Source organism: Xenorhabdus sp. TS4 (assembly GCF_014467265.1).
Lineage (GTDB): Bacteria > Pseudomonadota > Gammaproteobacteria > Enterobacterales > Enterobacteriaceae > Xenorhabdus > Xenorhabdus ehlersii.
Map to the genome: position 1 here is coordinate 120,088 of NZ_NKHQ01000080.1, position 19,852 is coordinate 139,939.

22 protein-coding genes are annotated in these 19,852 nt (G+C 37.7%); 10 read left to right on the forward strand and 12 right to left on the reverse strand.

The window, feature by feature from the left end; translation table 11 throughout:
- Positions 1-161 precede the first annotated feature (161 nt).
- Both Xets_RS17070 and metC read right to left on the reverse strand, forming a co-directional pair.
- A complete protein-coding gene (locus Xets_RS17070) occupies positions 162-833 on the reverse strand; it encodes a DedA family protein (RefSeq protein WP_099132701.1) in 672 nt (223 codons plus the stop codon).
- A gap of 161 nt (positions 834-994) precedes the next feature.
- Complete coding sequence (metC, locus tag Xets_RS17075) at positions 995-2,188, reverse strand: cystathionine beta-lyase (RefSeq protein ID WP_187652182.1); 1,194 nt, start codon at positions 2,186-2,188, stop codon at positions 995-997.
- 465 nt (positions 2,189-2,653) lie between these two features.
- Between metC and exbB the strand changes: the two genes are divergently transcribed.
- From exbB to Xets_RS17095, 4 genes are all read left to right on the forward strand, one after another.
- Complete coding sequence (gene exbB, locus Xets_RS17080; RefSeq protein ID WP_187652183.1) at positions 2,654-3,613, forward strand: tonB-system energizer ExbB; 960 nt, start codon at positions 2,654-2,656, stop codon at positions 3,611-3,613.
- Between the two features lie 6 nt (positions 3,614-3,619).
- Complete coding sequence (gene exbD / locus Xets_RS17085; protein WP_099132699.1) at positions 3,620-4,045, forward strand: TonB system transport protein ExbD; 426 nt, start codon at positions 3,620-3,622, stop codon at positions 4,043-4,045.
- Positions 4,046-4,226: 181 nt separating this feature from the next.
- The gene (locus Xets_RS17090) at positions 4,227-4,487 is read left to right on the forward strand and encodes a type II toxin-antitoxin system RelB/DinJ family antitoxin (RefSeq protein ID WP_099132698.1); all 261 of its coding nucleotides are present in this window, start codon (positions 4,227-4,229) and stop codon (positions 4,485-4,487) included.
- 6 nt (positions 4,488-4,493) lie between these two features.
- Positions 4,494-4,769 carry a type II toxin-antitoxin system YafQ family toxin gene (locus Xets_RS17095; RefSeq protein ID WP_099132697.1) on the forward strand — a complete coding sequence of 92 codons (276 nt, stop codon included), beginning with the start codon at positions 4,494-4,496 and terminating at the stop codon, positions 4,767-4,769.
- A gap of 43 nt (positions 4,770-4,812) precedes the next feature.
- Here the strand turns inward: Xets_RS17095 and Xets_RS17100 are convergent, their stop codons facing one another.
- The 6 genes from Xets_RS17100 to Xets_RS17125 form a co-directional block, all read right to left on the reverse strand.
- Positions 4,813-5,202 carry a cytidine deaminase gene (locus Xets_RS17100; protein WP_222941629.1) on the reverse strand — a complete coding sequence of 130 codons (390 nt, stop codon included), beginning with the start codon at positions 5,200-5,202 and terminating at the stop codon, positions 4,813-4,815.
- 46 nt (positions 5,203-5,248) lie between these two features.
- The gene (locus Xets_RS17105; RefSeq protein WP_187652184.1) at positions 5,249-5,509 is read right to left on the reverse strand and encodes an HPr family phosphocarrier protein; all 261 of its coding nucleotides are present in this window, start codon (positions 5,507-5,509) and stop codon (positions 5,249-5,251) included.
- A 71-nt stretch (positions 5,510-5,580) separates the two neighbouring features.
- A complete protein-coding gene (locus Xets_RS17110) occupies positions 5,581-7,020 on the reverse strand; it encodes a glycoside hydrolase family 1 protein (protein WP_099132695.1) in 1,440 nt (479 codons plus the stop codon).
- Between the two features lie 11 nt (positions 7,021-7,031).
- Entirely contained in the window at positions 7,032-7,373 is a 342-nt protein-coding gene (locus Xets_RS17115; protein ID WP_099132694.1) for a PTS lactose/cellobiose transporter subunit IIA, read from the reverse strand.
- A gap of 29 nt (positions 7,374-7,402) precedes the next feature.
- Positions 7,403-8,647 (reverse strand): PTS transporter subunit EIIC, encoded by a 1,245-nt coding sequence (locus Xets_RS17120; RefSeq protein WP_187652185.1) that lies wholly within the window; start codon positions 8,645-8,647, stop codon positions 7,403-7,405.
- A 63-nt stretch (positions 8,648-8,710) separates the two neighbouring features.
- Positions 8,711-9,025 carry a PTS sugar transporter subunit IIB gene (locus tag Xets_RS17125; protein WP_099132692.1) on the reverse strand — a complete coding sequence of 105 codons (315 nt, stop codon included), beginning with the start codon at positions 9,023-9,025 and terminating at the stop codon, positions 8,711-8,713.
- Between the two features lie 185 nt (positions 9,026-9,210).
- Here Xets_RS17125 and Xets_RS17130 point away from each other — a divergent pair, with 185 nt between their 5' ends.
- The 5 genes from Xets_RS17130 to Xets_RS17150 all read left to right on the forward strand — a co-directional run bounded on the left by Xets_RS17130 (position 9,211) and on the right by Xets_RS17150 (position 16,251).
- On the forward strand, positions 9,211-11,124 hold the full coding sequence (locus Xets_RS17130) for a transcription antiterminator (RefSeq protein WP_187652186.1): 1,914 nt from the start codon (positions 9,211-9,213) through the stop codon (positions 11,122-11,124).
- Between the two features lie 611 nt (positions 11,125-11,735).
- Positions 11,736-12,950 (forward strand): alpha-xenorhabdolysin family binary toxin subunit A, encoded by a 1,215-nt coding sequence (locus tag Xets_RS17135; RefSeq protein ID WP_099132690.1) that lies wholly within the window; start codon positions 11,736-11,738, stop codon positions 12,948-12,950.
- 42 nt (positions 12,951-12,992) lie between these two features.
- Entirely contained in the window at positions 12,993-14,045 is a 1,053-nt protein-coding gene (locus Xets_RS17140; RefSeq protein ID WP_187652187.1) for an alpha-xenorhabdolysin family binary toxin subunit B, read from the forward strand.
- Positions 14,046-14,535: 490 nt separating this feature from the next.
- Positions 14,536-15,195 carry an SGNH/GDSL hydrolase family protein gene (locus Xets_RS17145; RefSeq protein WP_099132688.1) on the forward strand — a complete coding sequence of 220 codons (660 nt, stop codon included), beginning with the start codon at positions 14,536-14,538 and terminating at the stop codon, positions 15,193-15,195.
- A 12-nt stretch (positions 15,196-15,207) separates the two neighbouring features.
- Entirely contained in the window at positions 15,208-16,251 is a 1,044-nt protein-coding gene (locus tag Xets_RS17150; RefSeq protein ID WP_099132687.1) for an acyltransferase, read from the forward strand.
- Positions 16,252-16,684: 433 nt separating this feature from the next.
- Here the strand turns inward: Xets_RS17150 and Xets_RS17155 are convergent.
- Positions 16,685-17,378, reverse strand: a protein-coding gene (locus tag Xets_RS17155; protein ID WP_120211298.1) for an IS1 family transposase whose coding sequence is annotated in 2 segments (ribosomal slippage) — positions 16,685-17,105 and positions 17,104-17,378 — 696 coding nt in all. Because the reading frame shifts where the segments join, the coding sequence is not laid out codon by codon here.
- Between the two features lie 116 nt (positions 17,379-17,494).
- On the opposite strand from Xets_RS17155, the gene Xets_RS26765 reads away from it, so the two are divergent.
- Entirely contained in the window at positions 17,495-18,037 is a 543-nt protein-coding gene (locus Xets_RS26765; protein WP_099132685.1) for a hypothetical protein, read from the forward strand.
- A 160-nt stretch (positions 18,038-18,197) separates the two neighbouring features.
- Here Xets_RS26765 and Xets_RS17165 read toward each other — a convergent pair whose 3' ends face one another.
- From Xets_RS17165 to Xets_RS17175, 3 genes are all read right to left on the reverse strand, one after another.
- Positions 18,198-18,824 carry a TetR/AcrR family transcriptional regulator gene (locus Xets_RS17165; protein ID WP_099132684.1) on the reverse strand — a complete coding sequence of 209 codons (627 nt, stop codon included), beginning with the start codon at positions 18,822-18,824 and terminating at the stop codon, positions 18,198-18,200.
- Positions 18,825-19,020: 196 nt separating this feature from the next.
- Positions 19,021-19,422: a type II toxin-antitoxin system VapC family toxin gene (locus Xets_RS17170; RefSeq protein ID WP_099132683.1), complete on the reverse strand. Its 402-nt coding sequence runs from the start codon at positions 19,420-19,422 to the stop codon at positions 19,021-19,023.
- Positions 19,422-19,667, reverse strand: coding sequence for a type II toxin-antitoxin system Phd/YefM family antitoxin (locus Xets_RS17175; RefSeq protein WP_099132682.1), 246 nt, complete (start codon positions 19,665-19,667; stop codon positions 19,422-19,424). The genes Xets_RS17170 and Xets_RS17175 overlap by 1 nt, the downstream gene beginning before the upstream one ends.
- Between the last annotated feature and the right edge of the window lie 185 nt (positions 19,668-19,852).

Here is a 19,852-nt window from a genome sequence, read left to right on the forward strand (position 1 = left end):
GACTTTCAAAAAAACCGCCGGGTGGCGTGGATAACTTTATTGATTCGTTTTTCTTTTAAACCCTCCGTAAACCTGCCCAATCCTGAAGTACATCGGCATCCTGGGATGCCATTCAGCATAAGCGTTATGTCCATTCCATTCAGGGGAAGTTATTCAGCATGTTATTTGTTTTTCTTTGCTGTTTTTTTCTTATGACGCCAATACATCAGTACAGAAGCGGACAACCCACTGATCAACAGAATGACAGGTAAAATCACCAAAATATTCATGACTATATCTTGATGTGCTTTAACGAAAGGGATCTGGTTCAAAATATAACCAAAACCCACGATAATAATGACCCATAAGAAGCCACTTAACCAGTTAAAAAATTGAAAGCGTTTATTATTTAGGCCAGAAATACCGGCAAATGTTGGCAGGAGAGTGCGAACAAACGCTAAAAAGCGTCCGATAAGCAGGGCAGACAAACCGTGTTTAGAGAATAATACATTGGCACGTTGGCGATATTGCAAGGGAAGTTGAGCCAGCCAGTTTTTGACAATACGGGTATGGCCGAGCCAGCGCCCCTGTAAATAACCCAGCCAACAACCCAGGCTTGCCGCGATGGTTAGCAGCACTACCGTGGGGATGAAACTCATGACGCCTTTGGCAATTAAGGCACCGGAAAGCACCAGCAGAGTATCGCCGGGCAAAAAGGCAGCTGGCAGTAGCCCGTTTTCCAACACTAGCGTGACAAAGAGAACGCCATAAATAACCCAGATGACATCTGGATTGGCAAGTTGGTTAAAATCATGATGCCAGAGTGCATGCACGATCTCGCTTAACGTTTCCATTGTTTATCCTGTAACTTTTGCGAGTAAAAATAATTAACAAACAGATCTGCCTCAGTGTACCGCAAAATGATGAGATAGGGGGTGATTTGATTCAGCATCAGGGAAACCGTGGCCATCTGCAAATACGGAGTAAAGAGATAGCCACAATTTAAAGGTGAAAGTTACTGAGTCGCCAAACGAGCAAAACCGGCTTCTAGATCATCAATCAAGTCTTGTGGATTTTCCAGCCCGATATGGAGACGGAATAAGGTGCCCGTTTTTTGTGGCGAAGGGTATTGACGCAGTCGTTGAAGCATTTCTGGTTGAATGCCTAAAATCAATGACTCAAAACCTCCCCACGAAAAGGCCATCTTAAAATGACTCAGGTTATCGAGATAATCAGCAAATTGTTGAGGTGTAAGTTGGATATTCAGGAGAAAAGAAAATAGTCCACAGGAGCCAGTGAAATCGCGCTGAAAGAACTGATGCCCTGGGCAAGAAGGCAGGGCAGGGTGGTAAACTTCGGCAACTTCCGGCCGCTGTGCAAGCCATTTGGCAATTTTGATACTGTTTTCTTCGTGTTGTTTTAAACGAACCGCTAACGTGCGCAGCCCTCGGTTTGCCATATATACCGTATCGGGATCGGCAATTTGCCCTAGCAGGTAAGATCCTTCTCTAAGCTGATCCCAACATCGTGCATTGGCAACTGCTGTCCCCAGCATTCCGTCTGAATGGCCAATAATATATTTGGTGGCAGATTGAATGGAAATATCGATGCCAAACTCCAGGGCCTTGAACAGTACGCCAGCCGCCCATGTATTATCGATGATAATGACAATCTCAGAATTGACTTGTCGAATAGCCCGCACGATGGCAGGAATATCTTGAACCTCCATCGTTAGGGAGCCAGGTGATTCAAGAAAGATAACTTTGGTATTGGGTTGAATCAGAGAAGCAATGTTTTCTCCGATCATGGGGTCAAAATAATCGGTGGAAATCTCCATTTTTTTCAGAACGTGATGGCAAAATTCCTGTGTGGGTTCATAGGCCGTACCTGTCATTAAAACATGATCACCAGTTTTTACAAATGCCAGAATTGAATGGGTAATAGCTGCCGTACCGGAAGGATATAGTGCACAGCCAGCACCGCCTTCCAGCTCAGACATTGCTTCTTGGAAGGCAAAATGAGTCAGTGTGCCACGGCGTCCATAAAATAATTCACCCTTGGCACGGTTCTTCAAGGCTTGTTTTAAGTCTTCAACAGTATCGAAAATGACAGATGAAGTACGTTGAATCAGAGGGTTAACAGCACTTTGCGTATATCTTTTTTGTCTCCCTGCACTAACTAATAAGGTTTCTAGTTTTTTTTCTGTCATGGCATCATTCCCCAAGTTATTTCCTGCCTGTATCTAAATAGAATCGTTCAAATAATGATTAGCAAGTTAAAAGATTTGGGGTGGTTTTACCAAAGAGATTCACGCAACTTGACGAAAATTCAAGGTGAGCTGGCGATGGTAAATCAGGATCGATTAACGAAGGAACATCATTAAGTGGTACTTTTTTATTAAATAGTAATGATAATTACTATCAAATCGCCAAATGTCTGATATCATTTGTAGCGGACTTTTTCCTCTTTCGAGGTAAGAGGCATGGATCAGGGTTCAAACGAGACCAGTATCTTCCTGAATGCACCTTGCAGTGTCGTTATCAAGCTGCAAGAGGGCAGAGATGCATGGTCAAAAAATGAGCCATGACTCAGAAAATATTAGGATTAGCAAGATGAGTAAACGTGATTCACTGCTAAGTAACAGAATCTATAAGAAAGAGAGTAAGGCTAACTGATGCGTAATTTGACAGCTTCTATTCTATTGGCACTCGGATTAACAAGTTCAGCATGGGCTGATACAACACCAGCCACACCAGAAAATCAGGCTTCTGCTCAGGTAGCCGCTCCGGCAACACCAGCATCTCCCGCAGCTGCGCAAGCGGCTGAACCAACAACTGATAAGCAGAAAACTGATGCACTATCAGTCCCAGATGCGCAAACCGTGACGACTGAAGAAACCGTTGTGGCACCAATTGAAGAAGTTTCTGGCAACCAGTCTGGTGGTTTCGCAACGGATCTGTCTGTTTGGGGCATGTATCAAAACGCAGATGCGGTAGTAAAAACCGTTATGGTGGGCTTAGTGATAGCTTCTGTTATCACATGGGCGCTGTTTTTCTCCAAAGGTACAGAACTCTTAATGGCTCGCCGCCGTTTGTGTAAAGAGCAATTGGCTTTGGCTGAAGCTGCCAATCTGGATGCGGCAGTGAAAATTGCAGCAGATTTTGGCAATCGCAGCATCAGTCGTCTGTTGTTGAGTGCAGCACAGTCGGAGCGTGCCCTGTCTGCTGACAGCATTGACAAGGTTGGAACTAAAGAGCGAACTTCGTTCCGCATGGAACGTGCCGTCGCAGCAATTAGCCGCCATATGGGGCGTGGTAACGGTTATCTGGCGACCATTGGTGCAATTTCTCCATTTGTGGGGCTGTTTGGTACTGTTTGGGGGATCATGAATAGCTTTATCGGCATCGCTCACTCACAAACCACTAACCTGGCCGTTGTTGCACCAGGGATTGCGGAAGCCCTGTTAGCGACAGCATTGGGGCTGGTGGCAGCAATCCCTGCGGTAGTGATTTATAACGTCTTTGCTCGCGTTATTTCGTCATACCGTGGTCAGGTGGGTGACATGGCCGCTAAGGCAATTCTGTTGCTGGGGCGTGATCTTGATCTGGCTGAAAGCAAAGCAGAAGCAAGGTAATAAATTATGGCAATACGTCTTAATGAAGATTTGGACGATAACGGCGAACTGCATGAAATTAACGTCACGCCGTTTATTGACGTGATGTTAGTGCTGTTGATTATTTTCATGGTGGCAGCACCATTGGCAACGGTAGATATTAAAGTTGATTTGCCGGCATCAACCGCTAAGCCGCAACCACGACCAGAAAAACCGGTATTTTTGACTGTGAAAGCCGATAAGCAGTTGTATGTGGGAGATCAGGCAATTGATCGTGATAACTTGTCTGTCGTATTGGATCAAACCACGCAATCCAACAAAGACACGACAATTTTCTTCCAGGCTGATAAAACAGTGGATTATGAAACTCTGATGAGCGTCATGGATTCTCTACGCAAGGCGGGTTATCTCAAAGTGGGATTAGTGGGAATGGAATCAGTTTCCGCGCAATAACTTTTCTTTGCTCACCCGAAATATGAACTGCCCGAATCGTTAATCGGGCAGTTTTAAGTAATCACTCTCATATTCTCTCTTTTAACCCGAATGGCTGCATATTTAGATTAATGTCTTCATATTTGATTATGTATCTCAATTGAGCTACAGTGTGTTTATTGACCAATGTAGGGGATTCAACATGGCTGCAAATGCGTTTGTTCGTGCTCGTATAGATGAAACACTAAAAAATGAAGCTGCTGAAGTGCTGGCTAGCATGGGCTTAACTGTATCTGACTTAATTAGAATTACTTTGACCAAAGTAGCCAAAGAGAAGGCGTTACCGTTCGATCTGCGTAATCCTAACGCACTAACTGCAAAAACCATTGCTGATAGTGAAAACGGTATAAATATCCATAAAGCGAAAGATGTTGACGATCTATTTGATAAATTGGGTATTTAATGAGCCATGAAACAACGGGAAATTGAATACTCAAGTCAATTTCAACGAGATTTGAAACTGGTTCAAAAACGCCATAAGGATATGAACAAGTTAAAAGATTTAATGAAACTTTTAATTAACAATGAGTTCCCTTTGCCAACTATATACAAAGATCATCCTTTGCAAGGGAATTACAAAGGTTACAGGGATGCTCATATAGAGCCTGATTGGATTCTTATTTACAAAATTACTGATAACCTGATTAGATTTGAGCGAACAGGAACGCACTCCGATCTATTTTAACTGGAACTGCCCGAATCGTTAATCGGGCAGTTTTGGGAAAGCACTAATATTGATTCTTCCAGTCAAAAGGTAATAGTTCACTAAGAGATAAAATCTTTTCTTGAGTGACTTTTACTTCTGCATGGATATTTTCTGGATTTATCTGACTGATAAACTCTCGGCAACGGCCACAGGGAGGAATGATATTACCATGCCGATTGACAGCAATAATCCTGATTATCTGTGTTTCACCCTGCTTTATCATCTCAGCGATGGCACAATGCTCTGCACAAAACCCCATAGAGCAAGCAGTATCAATATTAATTCCAGTATAAATATGACCAGATTTACTTTGAATAACAGCACCTACATGACCATATTTAATATATTTATTTAATTGAGTTGGGGATATTAGGCGATGTGCCATATGCTCCATTTCGTCAAAAGAAATCACAAAATACTCCTTACTCATGATTAAAGGAATTAATAAAGTAGATGGCTCATTCTTTTATATTACGAATAAAATCAATAACTGATTGTGCCATCTCCTTCTCATTATCGCCTTCAACCCGAATAATCACTTCCATACCACTTTTGATTCCCATCGACATCACTTTAAACATGCTTTTTAGATTCGCACTTTTATCTCCTCTGATAATTTCAATTTTGCCAGTGTAATTTTTGACAAAATTACAGAGTTGAGCACAAGGCCGCGTATGCAACCCTGAAGGAGCAGTAACAACCACCGAATATTCAATCATAAAAATTACCTGTTTATATATTCTCTATCTTTCAAGCTACAATTCGCAATTTGTTAAGTACAGAAATAAGATCAGGATTTTTTTAACGAACCACCACGGGTTTGAATAACATTCTGATACCAGTAAAACGAGTCTTTTTTATAGCGGGAGAGATCTCTAATGTCTTTATCTGTTCGATTAACATAGACAAAACCATATCTTTTTTTATAGCCATTACTGGTGGAGAGCAGATCAATAAAACTCCACGGGTTATAGGAAATCACCTTAACCCCATAATTCATTGCTCGCTGAATGGCATTTATATGTTGTTGAATATAGTTAATGCGATAATCATCATGAATAGTACCATCAGATTCCAGCTTATCATCGGCACCAAAGCCATTTTCTGTGATCATTAATGGCTTCTGATAACGGGTATGTAAATCACGCAAAAGATATTCCAATCCAATGGGATCAATTGCCCAATCCCAGTCTGTTGTATCAAGATGTGGGTTTTTATGAATTTGATAGAAATCCGGCTGAATTTCATGCCCATCTATTTGCCCTTTAATGCCAGTTGGATTAAAGCCATCCATTCGTCGTTGAGCTCCTTTTTCTGCGGCGGCGGCAGCATGACTGCAATAGTAATTAATTGCCAGAAAATCAGAATAACCTTCTTTAATCAATGCCATATCACCAACTTCTATATGCGGTGCCAGACCATGATTTTTTAGATAGATTAGTGCTGATTGGTTATAGTGCCCTTTTAGGTAGATATCTGTGAAGTAGTAATTACGCAGATCATTGGCATTTTGGGCAGCTAAATTATCTTCCGGTTTACTGGTGAGTGGATAAATGGCGGAATATCCCAAGGCAGCGCCGACCAAACCGTTGGGAACCCATTGATGAACTAATTTGCATGCGATAGCATGTGCAAGATTCATATGATGATTGATCTGATATTTGATTTGTTCATCATGCAGATAGTGATCGGGGATCAGACACTTTTTCGTCCAGAATTGCACAATAATACTTTGTTCATTGATGGTTAACCAATATTGGACTTTCTTGCTAAATTCTTTGATCACAAATTCTGCGTAATAAGCAAAATCTGCAACACTTTGCCGATTAATCCAGCCGTGATATTTTTCGACTAGCGCCATCGGCATATCATAATGATATAGCGTTGGAATTGGTGTAATTCCATTTTTCAATAATTCATCGATAAGATGATGATAAAATTTTACTCCCTCATTATTCACTTCTCCGACACCATCTGGAAAAATACGCGACCATGCAATAGAAAAACGGTAAGATTTCAAACCAAGCTCTTTCATTAATGCAATATCTTCTTTATAGCGATGGTAATGATCACTGGTTATATGGGTATCGACAAAACCTGGATTATTATTAATGACATCTTGTTGTGAGAGTTTTTTACCGTATTTTTCCGCAGCACCTTCAACCTGATAAGCACTGGTTGATGCGCCCCAAAGAAAATTCTCTGGAAATAAATCATTATTTTTTATCATAGTGTTTTCCTTTATTGACTTTTGTTAGGGATATTATGAATAAATTCATAAAGGCCAATTATCTCTTTTCGCAAATTAAGCTCACTTCGTATGGTCATTAATGTATCCTGAGCATGGATAAACAGTAGATCTAAATAAAAATTTTCACCTTGGGTTTCTTTTTGAATAATCTCAGTTTGTGCATGATGAGCAGAGAGCATCATTTTTTTTGCTTTCTCCAGATATAAATAGGCATTCTTAAAATCACCAAGATGAGCATATTTAATGGCTTCTTCACTTTTTTCTCTTGCATTACCTGCATTGAGAATAATTTCCAGAGCAACGGGGGTTAAAATATTGTCCTCACGATTCATTTTTAAACTTCCTGATGAAATTAAACAATTTAATCTTGCTGATTTGTATTAGCACTTTCTTCCTCAATACGTTTTTTCTCATAAACCTTAAAGAAGGGATACCAGGTGATAAGGAAAACGGCCATAAGTACCACATAGCAAATAATCGCTCGCCAGTCTTCCGTAATGATGACACTGGAAAATGGAGCCGGTATCTGACCAACTTGAATCATTTTCGAAGGTATATTCAGCCAATCTGAGCGCATGAAAATCCATACGATAATTGGGCTGGTAATTGCATTGATCCACATTGGCAGCATTAAGAGTGGATTAAGGACAATTGGCGTACCAAATACCAACGGTTCGTTAATATTGAAAAAAGAAGGGCCGATACAGATATAGCCTGTTGTTTTTAGTTCTCTGGATTTTGAAAACAGCATTAAAAGATTCAAGGCAAGTGTTGCACCCGTTCCTCCCATGGTGATTAAAGCGGCGGTAAATAAGGTTTCGTAAGTCACGATATTAGTGGCTGGCTGACCAGCAGCAACCAGCGCAATATTGGCAGTGATCCCAAGCATGAAGATTGGCATTTGTAGACCTGTAAATGTCCAGACGGAAATGCCCATAGACATGGCTATCGCAGGAATTAGCGCCATGAGAATAAAGCCGGGTAGGGTTTGCCCGAATGCAGCGATGGGAGAAAAGAGCGATAACAGTTTGGAAAAAACATCAATATCAAAAGTGAAGACCAACAATGTTCCGCAGCCAATGGAAATCAGTATGGGAATAATCGCGTGTATCCAGCCGACAACGAAATCAGGTAAAGAACTTTCTTTCAAGAATCCTAACTTGGTATATAAATGAAAGAGATAAGAAACAAACAGCCCGGTGACAATACCTAATAATATTCCCGCTGGGCCAAAGCGATCAAAACTGACGAGCATATTGCCATCGGTAAATTCTGGCTTAATGAACATCATGTAAACACAAATCGAAGTGAGTCCGGCAATAAGCGTATAACGAAAGTGATATAGCTTCTCCATCATTTGATTTGCAATCATAAAAGCCGTAATTAAACCGAGCATTCCAAAAGAATAATTGGCAATCTTGCCAAGATCGGGCAAAAACAAAAAATAAGAACGAAATACGTTATAAAAAAAGATAAGTGAACCTGCTAAGATAAAAGGGATATTTTTTTGCATTGCCCCAGAAATTGCTGCTACCCAAGGCCGTTTGGTAAAATTTTGCATAGCAGGTGCAAATGAGTCAGATAACCAAGACATAAATGCTTGCATTTTGTATCTCTCTTTAATTTTTTTTCTAAAATTCCCTGGTTAAATTTAATTTAAATAACTAATTTAGTTTTTCAGGATCTTTATGGCTAACTCAAGTAATGCTTTACCATCTAATCTTCCATAGATTTCTTGTGGTACAACCATGACAGGAATATGATAACGGTCGGCATGTTTCTGAAACTCTTTTTGCTGTGAAGCATAGTGTGGCCCAAGGAATAAAATATCGATTACAGAAAAATACTCTGCGACCTCACTTTCACTTCTGGCTTCAACAGTGACAGGGATAGCCTTATCTTTTGCTGCATTGCGGGTTCTGGTTGCCAGCATTCCGCTAGAAATACCTGCCCCGCAGCATAACATAATAAATATCTTTTTCATGTAATCCTCTTGTTTCTTGTTATTGCGTAGTTCATTGATTGCTATTTTTTATGTGGATACACTCTCTACTATTTTTCTTGCATATTCAAATTAATATTTGCACTCATAGAGGGCAGGTTTTTATTTTTAAATGAAAATATTAACAGTAATATGAAGTCATTATTTTTAATTTTATGGGTATTGTTATGCTAAGAATTAAACTGAAAGATTTATTAGATTACCTATTAACTCAGAAGGTCCCTGTTTCAGCATTAAAATTATCTCAAGTCTTAGGGGTATCAATAAGATCTGTAAAAAATTATGTTGCAGAGATTAATGGGGCACATGAACAAAAAATTATTATTTCCAGTCGGCAGGGGTATTTATTGTCACAAAGTTTATTATCACACAATATAGTAAAGCAGTTAAATTGCCAGAAGAACAGTTTGCCCAAGACGTATCAAGAAAGAGCACATTTTATTATTAAAGCGATCTTGTTATTTAAGAGAAGCAGTAATATATATGACCTGAGCAATGATTTATGTATAAGTGATTCTACAGTAAAGGCATTAGTATATAAGATGAATACATCATTTCAACGCTTCAACGTGCAATTTTTATGTAAAAACAGTCATGTTGAAATATTAGGCACTGAACATGATTTAAGAAAATTAGTTTCTTACACGATATTTGAACAAACAAGCTATCGTTTTATTGACTCAAAAGTATTGGAAAAAATATTTGATAAAAAACAAGTTAAAGATGTTATTGAAATAATGACCAACGTTTTTGATAAATGGGAATTGTATCTTAGTGATTTTTCGTATACCAATCTTATTTTACACTTTCTGATTCTGATAGAACGCCTGAAGAAGGGCAGGTATCTGGAGAATCGGGCATTACCTATAGAAAATAGTGATCTAAGATTGATCTCAGATGAGTTATGCGACAAACTGCAACTTTGTTTTGGGATTCTTATTCCTGAAAATGAAAGAAGATCTTGCTATCTTTTTTTGAAAACCAATACAAACCTTAATAAGGTAGATAATGAAGTCATTGACTTAGTTGGCGCTAAACTTTATCAATTTACTCGGCAATTAACTGAGTCCGTGCAAGAAAATTATCTGATTGATTTAGCCTCCGATGATTTTATTTCTTTACTGTCTTTACACTTGTCAGGGCTACACACAAGGTTGAAACATAAAATTTATACTAAAAACCCCATGTTGGAAATAATCAAAAAGGAATGCAGAATCGTTTTTGATATTGCTATCTTCATTTCTTTTCAGTTAAATAGATATTTCAATAATAAATTGAATGAAGATGAAATTTCTTTCATTGCATTACATGTTGGGGCGGAGTTTGAACGGCAAAAAAGAAATATTACTAAAATTAGAACGGTGCTCCTGTGTCCGAGTTATCGTGGAATTGAAAATAAAATTTACCATCAACTATTACGTGATTTTGGTGATGAAATAAATCTTATTAAGGTTATTTCCCAGCCTGCTGAATTGGAAGGCATGGAGTTTGAGTTATTGATTACGACAATAAATTTTGCTCCAGAACGATATTATGAAACTGTTTACATTTCACCTTTTCATTTAAGAGATAAGCATTCTGAATTGATGGAAAAAATTGACACAGCCAATGCGAACCGAAAAAGGGCAAGGTTAATCCGAAATATTGATTTATTCTTTGATCCCGAACTTTTTCTTTATAATCCCAATCTTCGCAATCGGGATGAACTTATCGAAATAGTTTGCCAGAAAATGTTAGCGAAGGGCTATGTTGAAGCTGATTTCATCAACTATGTGTATGAGCGTGAGAATGCATCTTCGACAGCTTTTGGCATTTTAGCGTTACCTCATTCGATCAAACTGGATGCGGTGAAAACTTGTATCTCGGTAGTCATAAGCTCAAAAGGCATACGTTGGGGAAAAGATGAACGAGTGCATGTGGTGTTTTTGAGTGCAATAAATCGGGTAGACAGGACGTGTTTTGCTGAGAGTTACGATGCGTTGTTGGATATCTTTAATCACGACAGTGTTATTGGTGCACTGGGTAAAATCACTGACTTCGAAAGGTTTCGAGATATTTTAATTGAATATCAATATCATTAAATCACCTCATTACCAACAGGGTGAGAATTTAGTTCTTTGCCCTGTTTATGAACTGTTTAAGATAAGTGTTTTAATGTTGTAAAGTTAATTGAAATATCCTTAAATAAGGTTATTTGTACTGATATTATATTTTTTGTTTTATCTTGGGAAACTTGGTTTATTTTTCTGTATTAAAAAAAGTAAAAGATAGATTATTTTTACTACATTGCTTTATATCGATACACTTCTATTTAGCCTTGAGCTGATCTATTCTTCTGTTATTTTTCTTTCTGGCGGATATATATTCTTATATAGAAAATGAGGAACAATAAAAACATATTATATGGTATGCGAAAATAAATATTAGTAATGGGTTGTTAATCTGATTATTTTGGTTTGTTTAATCGTAAATAAATAAAATTTTGATTTTGTCATGATGCTTGTGTAATAAGAATAAACAAAATAAACAGAATAAATTAAAGTAAATTTGCAGATAAAAATATCAACTTTTCACATTAAGGTTAATGTAAGTGTTCGAATTAAAATTATATCGAAATAAAAGGGTTTTCAGATGGAGAAATGAGAAGTTAAATTAACTTTAAATTAAACCTACAACACGAATGGAGAACGATATGTCATTAAATAAACTCTTAGCAGAAAATAAGATACCTGTTACAGAAGTCCCCGCAGTGACCTTAAAAATGTTGACCAGTCAGATAGAAGGCATTGCTCGTCCAGGAGGTATCTTTACTAAAGAAGATCTCATTAGTATCAAATTATATGTTAAACATGGTTTGGAACTACCTTTTAATTTACAGGGAGTCAAGGAATATATCGGTTATAACGATATTGATATTGATGGTTTGAAACCTGCGAATATGACCAACCTGTTTAAAGAAATTCACAATCATGCACTTAGTTGGAGTGATGTAGAAAGTAACGTCCAACAGCAAAGTATCGATCTGGAAAATGCCGGCAGGCAAATTACCGGAACGGGAGGAGAAATAATCAGTGTTATTGAACAAATGCCGATTATTGAACGGGTCAAAACAAAATTAGGTGATTTAACTGATAAGCAATTAGCGGAAATAACTTATACCAATGATGATAAAGAAATCGCTGTTGAATTGGGTAATATCCTTGAAAGCATGAAGAAAGATATTAAAAAACAGCAGGAAAATACTCAGAAAGTTAAAAATTCGGTAACCGATTTTAAGATCACTTTGATTGGTGGAAAATTAACAAATGGCGGAATTGCACAAGGATTAGAGCCACAGGTGAATAGTAAGAAAAAACTGATGGATGAGAATAATCTTTCTGCGACCATTAAAGATCTGCAAGATAAGATTGATGAGAAGAATAAAGAGATTGAGCAACTCAAAAAAGACTATGATAAATACGTTGGCCTGGCATTTTCTGGCATGGCAGGAGGCATAATTGGTTGGGCGATTACTGGTGGTATTTTTGGTGATAAAGCAGAAAAAGCCCGTAAACGAAAGAATGAATTGATCGAGGAAGTTAAGGGATTGCAAGATCAAGTGAAAAATAAAAGTGCACTGCAAACCGCCATTCAAAATCTTTCCCTGAATTTTTACAATATTCATATTTGTATGCTGGATGCGGAATCTGCCTTAAACCACTTAGATTTTATGTGGAACACAATGCTAACGCAAATTACATCTTCAAAAGATAAGTTTTCTGAAATTAATGATGCATTGAAACTGACCTCTTTTGTGTCAACATTTAAGCAAGTTATTAGCCCCTGGAAAGAAGTACAAGGTTCTGCTGTGCAATTAGTTAAGACTTTTGATGAGGCACTGGCAGAATATAAGAAACTCTACAACTAATTTTTTCTGAGAATAATTAATAAAATAGAAAGGAATATTAAAATGTCCGAAGATATTATCTTACAAAAAGAAATTTTGTATCCAGAAATTAATATCAAAGCCATGAATCAGGCGGTAAATGCTATTTGGCTTTTGGCACAACGGCAAACATCCGGTATTGCAATTATTGGGGAAAAAGTTGAACGAATCAGGCTCTATAGCCGTGATCTTGATGAACTGGTGCGTCGCTCGTTATCACAATTAACGCCGATACTCAGCCAGCTTGCTGCGGGAGAGGCTTTCCAGACAATCAACCAAATCGATGAGGCTTTGGCAGCTTCTGATTTGAGTGACGATGATCGTCAGGCTTTGCTGGCAGAGCGTGATCAATTGATCCAAAAGTTATCGCAAGATATTGACCATGTGATTGTTAATTTCAGTAGCAGCACTAATCAACTGAATGGAAAAATCAATGATATTCGCAATATGGTGATTGCGGAGCGTCTGGAGGAGCTTCTGGCACAAACGGAATCACGAAAAGCAGAATTGCAGAGTGATATTGAGAGTAAAGCCGAAAAAAGAAATAAATTGGATGCTGAACGGGCTAAAATTATCGAAAGTCAGGATGTGATCCGTGAAAATAATATCGCGGATATGTTTAAAGATTTTATCCCTGACGCCAGTGATATTGATGGTCTGGATTTTACTCAACCTAAAAAAGAGGCTATTAAACAGGCTATAAAACAAGGTGTTGAGATAGCCAGAAAAATATTAGGTAAAGTTTCTGAAGGATTGAAATATATCGATCTGGCAGATACCAGAATGAAACTGAGTGATCAAATCGATCAAGTAATAAAAGAAACTGATGCACTGAAAGTGACATTACGGGAAACGGAGCGACGGCTTTCTGGCTTGAAAGATGTAATGCAAATCGAAGCAGAACGCACCATCATGCTTGCTGAGGCGGTAAAACTGGGACAAGCGTGGAACGCATTCGCTACTCAATTACATCGTTTATCAGGTAATAAAGTTGATCAGAAATACTTAACGAGTTTGATAAATAACCAATTGGATTTTTTGGCTAATTTAGCCTCACAATATCATATGTTGAAATAAATATTCTGATAAATAAAAGGCTGGGAATAGGTATTCTCAGCCTTCGTTTTGATAAATATATATTTGTCAAAAGTGTTAATATTTAATTACTTTATAACGTATCTGTTTTATATTTCCGTTGATTATTAACTTATTATTTAAAATAAACTTACACCAGTTGTTTTTTTGCTCTGCAATTTCTATAGGGCAATGTAGTCAGCTAGAAAGCACAGTAGCCACCGACTGAGTGACAAAAATTTGGGCGATTCCCCTGCGCCAGCCGATAACCCCAGAGACAGAAATTCTTCAACATCCGATTAATTATTGATCGTCATTTCATCAATAATATTTATAAATAATTACAGAATGATAAGTTGCACACAATATTTTATGGATTTAACTGTTAATTTCTTGAATGCGGGAAAATACTGTGATGTGGGTACCTTTTTTCCTGAGAAGGATACCCCAGGAACGGCCCGATTATCATTCCAGAAAAAGCAAAGGAAAAGAAATGACTTATATTCAATCTCATTTGGCGGGGCAAGTTTGGTTCTCACTCGGAGACAGCATAACAGAAAGAGGGTGGTATCAACCCATCGTGACTGAAATATTAGGCCTAAGAGAATTTGTTAATTACGGTATTGGAGGAACATGTATAGCTCAAAAAGATAAAGATGATAGTTCTGCTATGTGTTTAAGATATAAAGAAATGGGAAACAATTCAGACATCATTACCATATGGGGAGGGGTTAACGATTTTGGCTATGATTTTGGTTCCCATGGGGGGATAGAAATAGGTGACAGTAAAGAAGAAAAAACTCCATTAACATTTATTGGCGCTATGCATTTATTGCTGGCAGGAGTGACAAAGCAATACCCATTATCAAGGATAGGGTTCATCATAACAACGCCTCTCTCAATAAAAAGAGGAATGAACGAAAAAAATTTGAAAGGATACTATTTGTCTGATTATTGCAATGTTTGCAGGGAAGTTTGCGAAAGATATTCTATTCCGTATCTGGATTTGTTGAAAAACTCCGGTTTTAATGAAGGAAATATAGATATCATGACGAGCAATAGCTCAGGTACTGTGTCCGATGGACTGCATCCATCAAAAACAGGCATGGCAAAAATAGCGCCTAAAATTGCAAACTTCATGTTATCAATTTAAGAGGAATTTTAAATGAGAATTCTAACCATAGATTTATTAAAGATAATGTCTATATTTTTCGTTGTCGTATCCCACGTTACATTGTTCTTTTTGTTACGTCATGATAATGATGTGATTTTGTATTTATACAGGCAAGCAGGCCAGTTGGGTGTTTCGTTATTCTTTATGTGTAGTGGTTATTTTTTACTAAATAACAAACATGAAAACCAAACAACTTATGTAGTTAATAAAGTAAAGAAAATTTTAATTGTATTGTTGTTTTGGTTGGTTTTTTATTATTGTTATGATAATTTCTTTATTAGTAAATTCACAACAATTCCTCCCGTCAGTTTTTTTAACTACATTAACGTTAGTCGTATTATATCCGACGCCACTCATTTATGGTTTATATTTGCAATAATTTCTCTCTATATACTAACCCCATTGATACGGAATTCATTTAATCCAGGGAACGCTAAGGGACTGATAAAGATTATAATCATAATGTTTATTATTTCTAATTTTACCTTGCTGAATGCATTGACAGATTATAAATATAACTTTTCCATTGTGCCCTTTAATATTTTACTCCCATTCCAGGTTCAAGGGCTTCTCAGTTTTCTGATAGGAGGGTATATAGGGCTTACGAACCCTAAAATAAAATCCTTCTCCTTTAACCACATAACTTTATTGGTGTTATCCATTATTTCATTGATAATTTTGTCATTTATATCAGTCAGGACAGGAATGACCTTCTTTTATGGGAAGTTTTATAATATCTTTCTTCAGATCTCTTCCGTGTGCCTATTTTTATTCTTGGTTAATTTAAATATAAGTAAAATATCAAGCGTAACAGAAGACATCAGCAAGAATATTCTGGGGATATATCTCGTCCACAATATTTTTGTTGTTGAGATACATAATGACTTTATTCATGAATTTTTGTTAAAGGAATTTCATTACGTAAATATATATGTTTATATAATAGTGTATTCACTACTGGCTTTTGCTTTATCATATATGTTATGTATTTTATTACGAAAGTTTAAGATAACGTCGTCAATCATCACTGTTTAATGTGATAATAAGGCCAAAAGATCTGCGTTTACAAGGAAGAACACAGATCTTAACGGACTTTTGTGGTCAAGATCGTACTTTGCCTGTAGCGCTAGAGGTGCAACGATAGAAACACTTACCTTCCCAAATTACCAGTGTCAAATTTGGTTAACAGCCTCAAAGGGGTAACGTAACTGATTTCCCTTAGCTTCTAGTTTTTCTGACGCTTTAATTACCTTACCTTGCATAAAAAATGGAGTTGTGCATGGTTATCACTAAATTCTATGAGTTACTCGATCAACTACCACCGAAAAAAATCGGTTTCATTTAAACGCGAAATAGTGAATGACAATTTTTATTTATAACTGGCTAACCTTATTTCAGAAAAACAAAAAGGCTATACCGGAAGCATAGCCTTGGATTCAGGTCATGTATTAAATGGTTAGATTGAATATTAAAAATAGTACTCACGCTCAATAAAAGTCCCTATCACCTTATCGTGCATTTCTTCGGATTTTGAATAACTGATCGTTTTTCTATTCAGTCTTTTTACTCGAGTACGCTGCGTTAAATTCGTTCTCTCTATACGCTGAGTAAACATCTTTCCAGTCAGGTGCTCTTCCTCGGGAAGGTTGTTATAAACAACATAATCATCCGTGCAGTAAAACCGAATATTAAAGGGCGATAAGAGGGCAAGCAGCTTGTCTAACGTTTTTCTACTGCGATCGCCAAAAACAGGGGCCACTACTCGTTTCAGGCGGGGTTCCCAAGCATACCAAAGCCAGCGTTGATTTTTCTTGTTCCTCACAAACGCCCATTGCTCATCTATTTCACAGATAAGCTGAAAGTTATTTCCATCAAGGGGCAGTGTCGTTACGTTTCGGGGCGTGAGGTTTTAACGTTTTCATGACGGTGGCCGTTGCGACTTTCAGGACTCGGGCGGTGTCACGAATTCCCCCGTTATTCATCGCCATGTCGACAATCTGCTCTTTAACGCCGGGTTTGCAGGCTTGATAGGTGTATTCCAACTGAAAAACCTTACAGCAGGTATAGCAGCGATAACGAGGATGACCGCCATTCCCTTTTCCATGTCCTTTGACATGTTCGGATTTATGACAATAACGGCAATAGACGTCAACTTTGGCCATGCTTCCTCCTTAAAAAGCCGGAAGCATATCACAACAACTAACCATTTAATACATGACCTCAGAGTACAGTTTATTCTGTCAGTGTTGATGGCAACAACGATCCTCGTGCAACAGATGTGAATGGAAACATTGGTGATGCTACTCTAAAAGAGCAAGATCAGGGAATTGCATTAGGACCTTTAGCTTACGCTTTGTTGGCATCAACGGCAGTAGGAGGGAATTCTAGCTCTTATGCAAAATATGGTGTAGTTATTGGTGCAAATTCACAAGTTGATACTGGTGCTACTAATTCTGTTGCGGTGGGATATCAATCTTATGTAAGCGGAAAGAATTCTATTGCGTTAGGCGATAATTCAGTTGCAAGTGAGGATAATGTTGTATCAATCGGAAATGATGGCCTTGGTAATGGCTATGGTGGTCCGAAGAAACTACGGAAGCTAGTTAATCTTGATGACGGTAAAATTTCGGATGACTCAAAAGAGGCTATTAATGGTTCCCAATTGCAGAAGGTGCAGGATACTATAAAGAATAACGAAAAGGATATTGAAGCTAATAAGAATCTGCTTGCTAATACAAATGTGATGGCAGAGGAAAACGCAAGGGATATCATCTCTATCTATGATAGAATTGATATGTTGGAAAAAAAATGCAATCCGTAGATAGCGAACTTGGTCGGATTAATTTATTTCAACCCTATGGTGTTGGTAATATACGGGTGTAAATATAGAATGGTGATAGGGTTGTGAAATATATTAAAAATAGCTATTTTGATAAATAAAAGGCTGGGAAACTATTTCTCAGCCTTAATTATAATAAATATTATCCACACTCAAGCAAACTAACCGCTGCGGTAATACGGGGCGTAATATCTGTTTCTGGCAGCGCTGGAAGAATGTCCAGTACCATTTGCCTGAGCGGCTCTACAATAACCATCGAAATGACAAGTTCACTGATAATAGGAAAATCCATTTTTTTCAGTAATCCTTGTTGATATTGGCGTTCAAGCCAATTCACTAATATATTTCTGCTTCTTTCAATTCCACCTTGCTGATATTTATCCAATAATATTTCACGATAAGGAAAATCAGATTGTAATAATTTAAATAATCCTACCGCTTCCATAGATAAGGATTTCTCTGCTATTTCAGTTAGAAATATTTTCAATAATTCTATCAATTGCTGAAAATTATTGGCGTCTTTTTTAAAGTTGGGAATAAAAGGCTCTTCCCAACCCATAACAATTTGTTCAAGTAAATCTTCTCGATTTTTGACAAACCGATAGAGCGTTTTTTTGGCAATACCGGCTTTTTTGGCTACCACATCCATGGTTGTTTTGTTATAGCCTTGATTAATAAGCAGTAGAAAGGTGACCTCGTGAATTTTTTGGCGTATTGCTTGCTCTGGAATTGTCGGGCGGCCTCGTGGACGTGGATGATTTTCTGCCATTTTAGCACCTTTACGTTGTGAATATTTGTACCGCACTGGCGTGATCCCATTAATAAACAGAACAGACTGATACACAACTCGCAGGTGCTTGTCAACTCTATCAAAACATGATTATCCGTTCATGAAATTATTGCCGGATGTTGACGAAAAATAGCAGAACAGAGTAGGACCATGGTCCCACTTGGAGAGTGCAGCGTCATCTATTAGGGATTACGGTAATGTAATTGCTGACAAAATCTATTAGCTTGCTATCACTCGTGATGAGTGGAATCTTGTTGTGTTTTGCCTGAGCGACAATTAACCGATCAAATGGGTCTTTATGTAACTTTTCCGGTAAATCGCATACAACGAGCGAATGATCGCTTTTAATGGGGATTTCAATCAAACCAGCGTCAAACAACCCATCCCTGAACTGTTCGGGATCTATGGAAAAATCAGGTTTGTTTAAATTGCTTTTAATGACCACCTCCCATATAGACGCTGCGCTAAAACACAGGGTTTTGCTGGTATCTTCCAGCAGATCAGCAATATCAGCTTTCAGTTTTTCCGGTTCATATGCCATAAACAGCAGGATGTTGGTATCTAACAGGAATTGCACTATGAATATTTCCCTTCAAACATATCAACAATTTCGGCGCTGTTCATATCGTCAAAATTGGCGGGAACCCGCCCCTTGCCTTTGAGGAAGCCTAATTTGCGTTTGGGCTGTTCTTCTCTGTATGCAATAACTTTAACCAGTGCATGACCATTTTTGGCGATCACCACTGGTTCTCCGGTGCGGGCGACTTCCTGAACAATTCTGGATAGGTTGGTTTTTGCATCGTAGATGTTAATTTGTTCCATAACATCCCCTCTTGATGTTTTAATGTACACAATTTTAGGATATTTATTTTTATTAGTCTGGTCAAGTTGATTAGACCTATAATTGCCAAAATACGTTCTCTATGCTCGAATCATAGCATTTTTTATTACTCATCCATTATTTATAACTTACTGTTTTTAATAAGTTATTATCATAATTAATATTG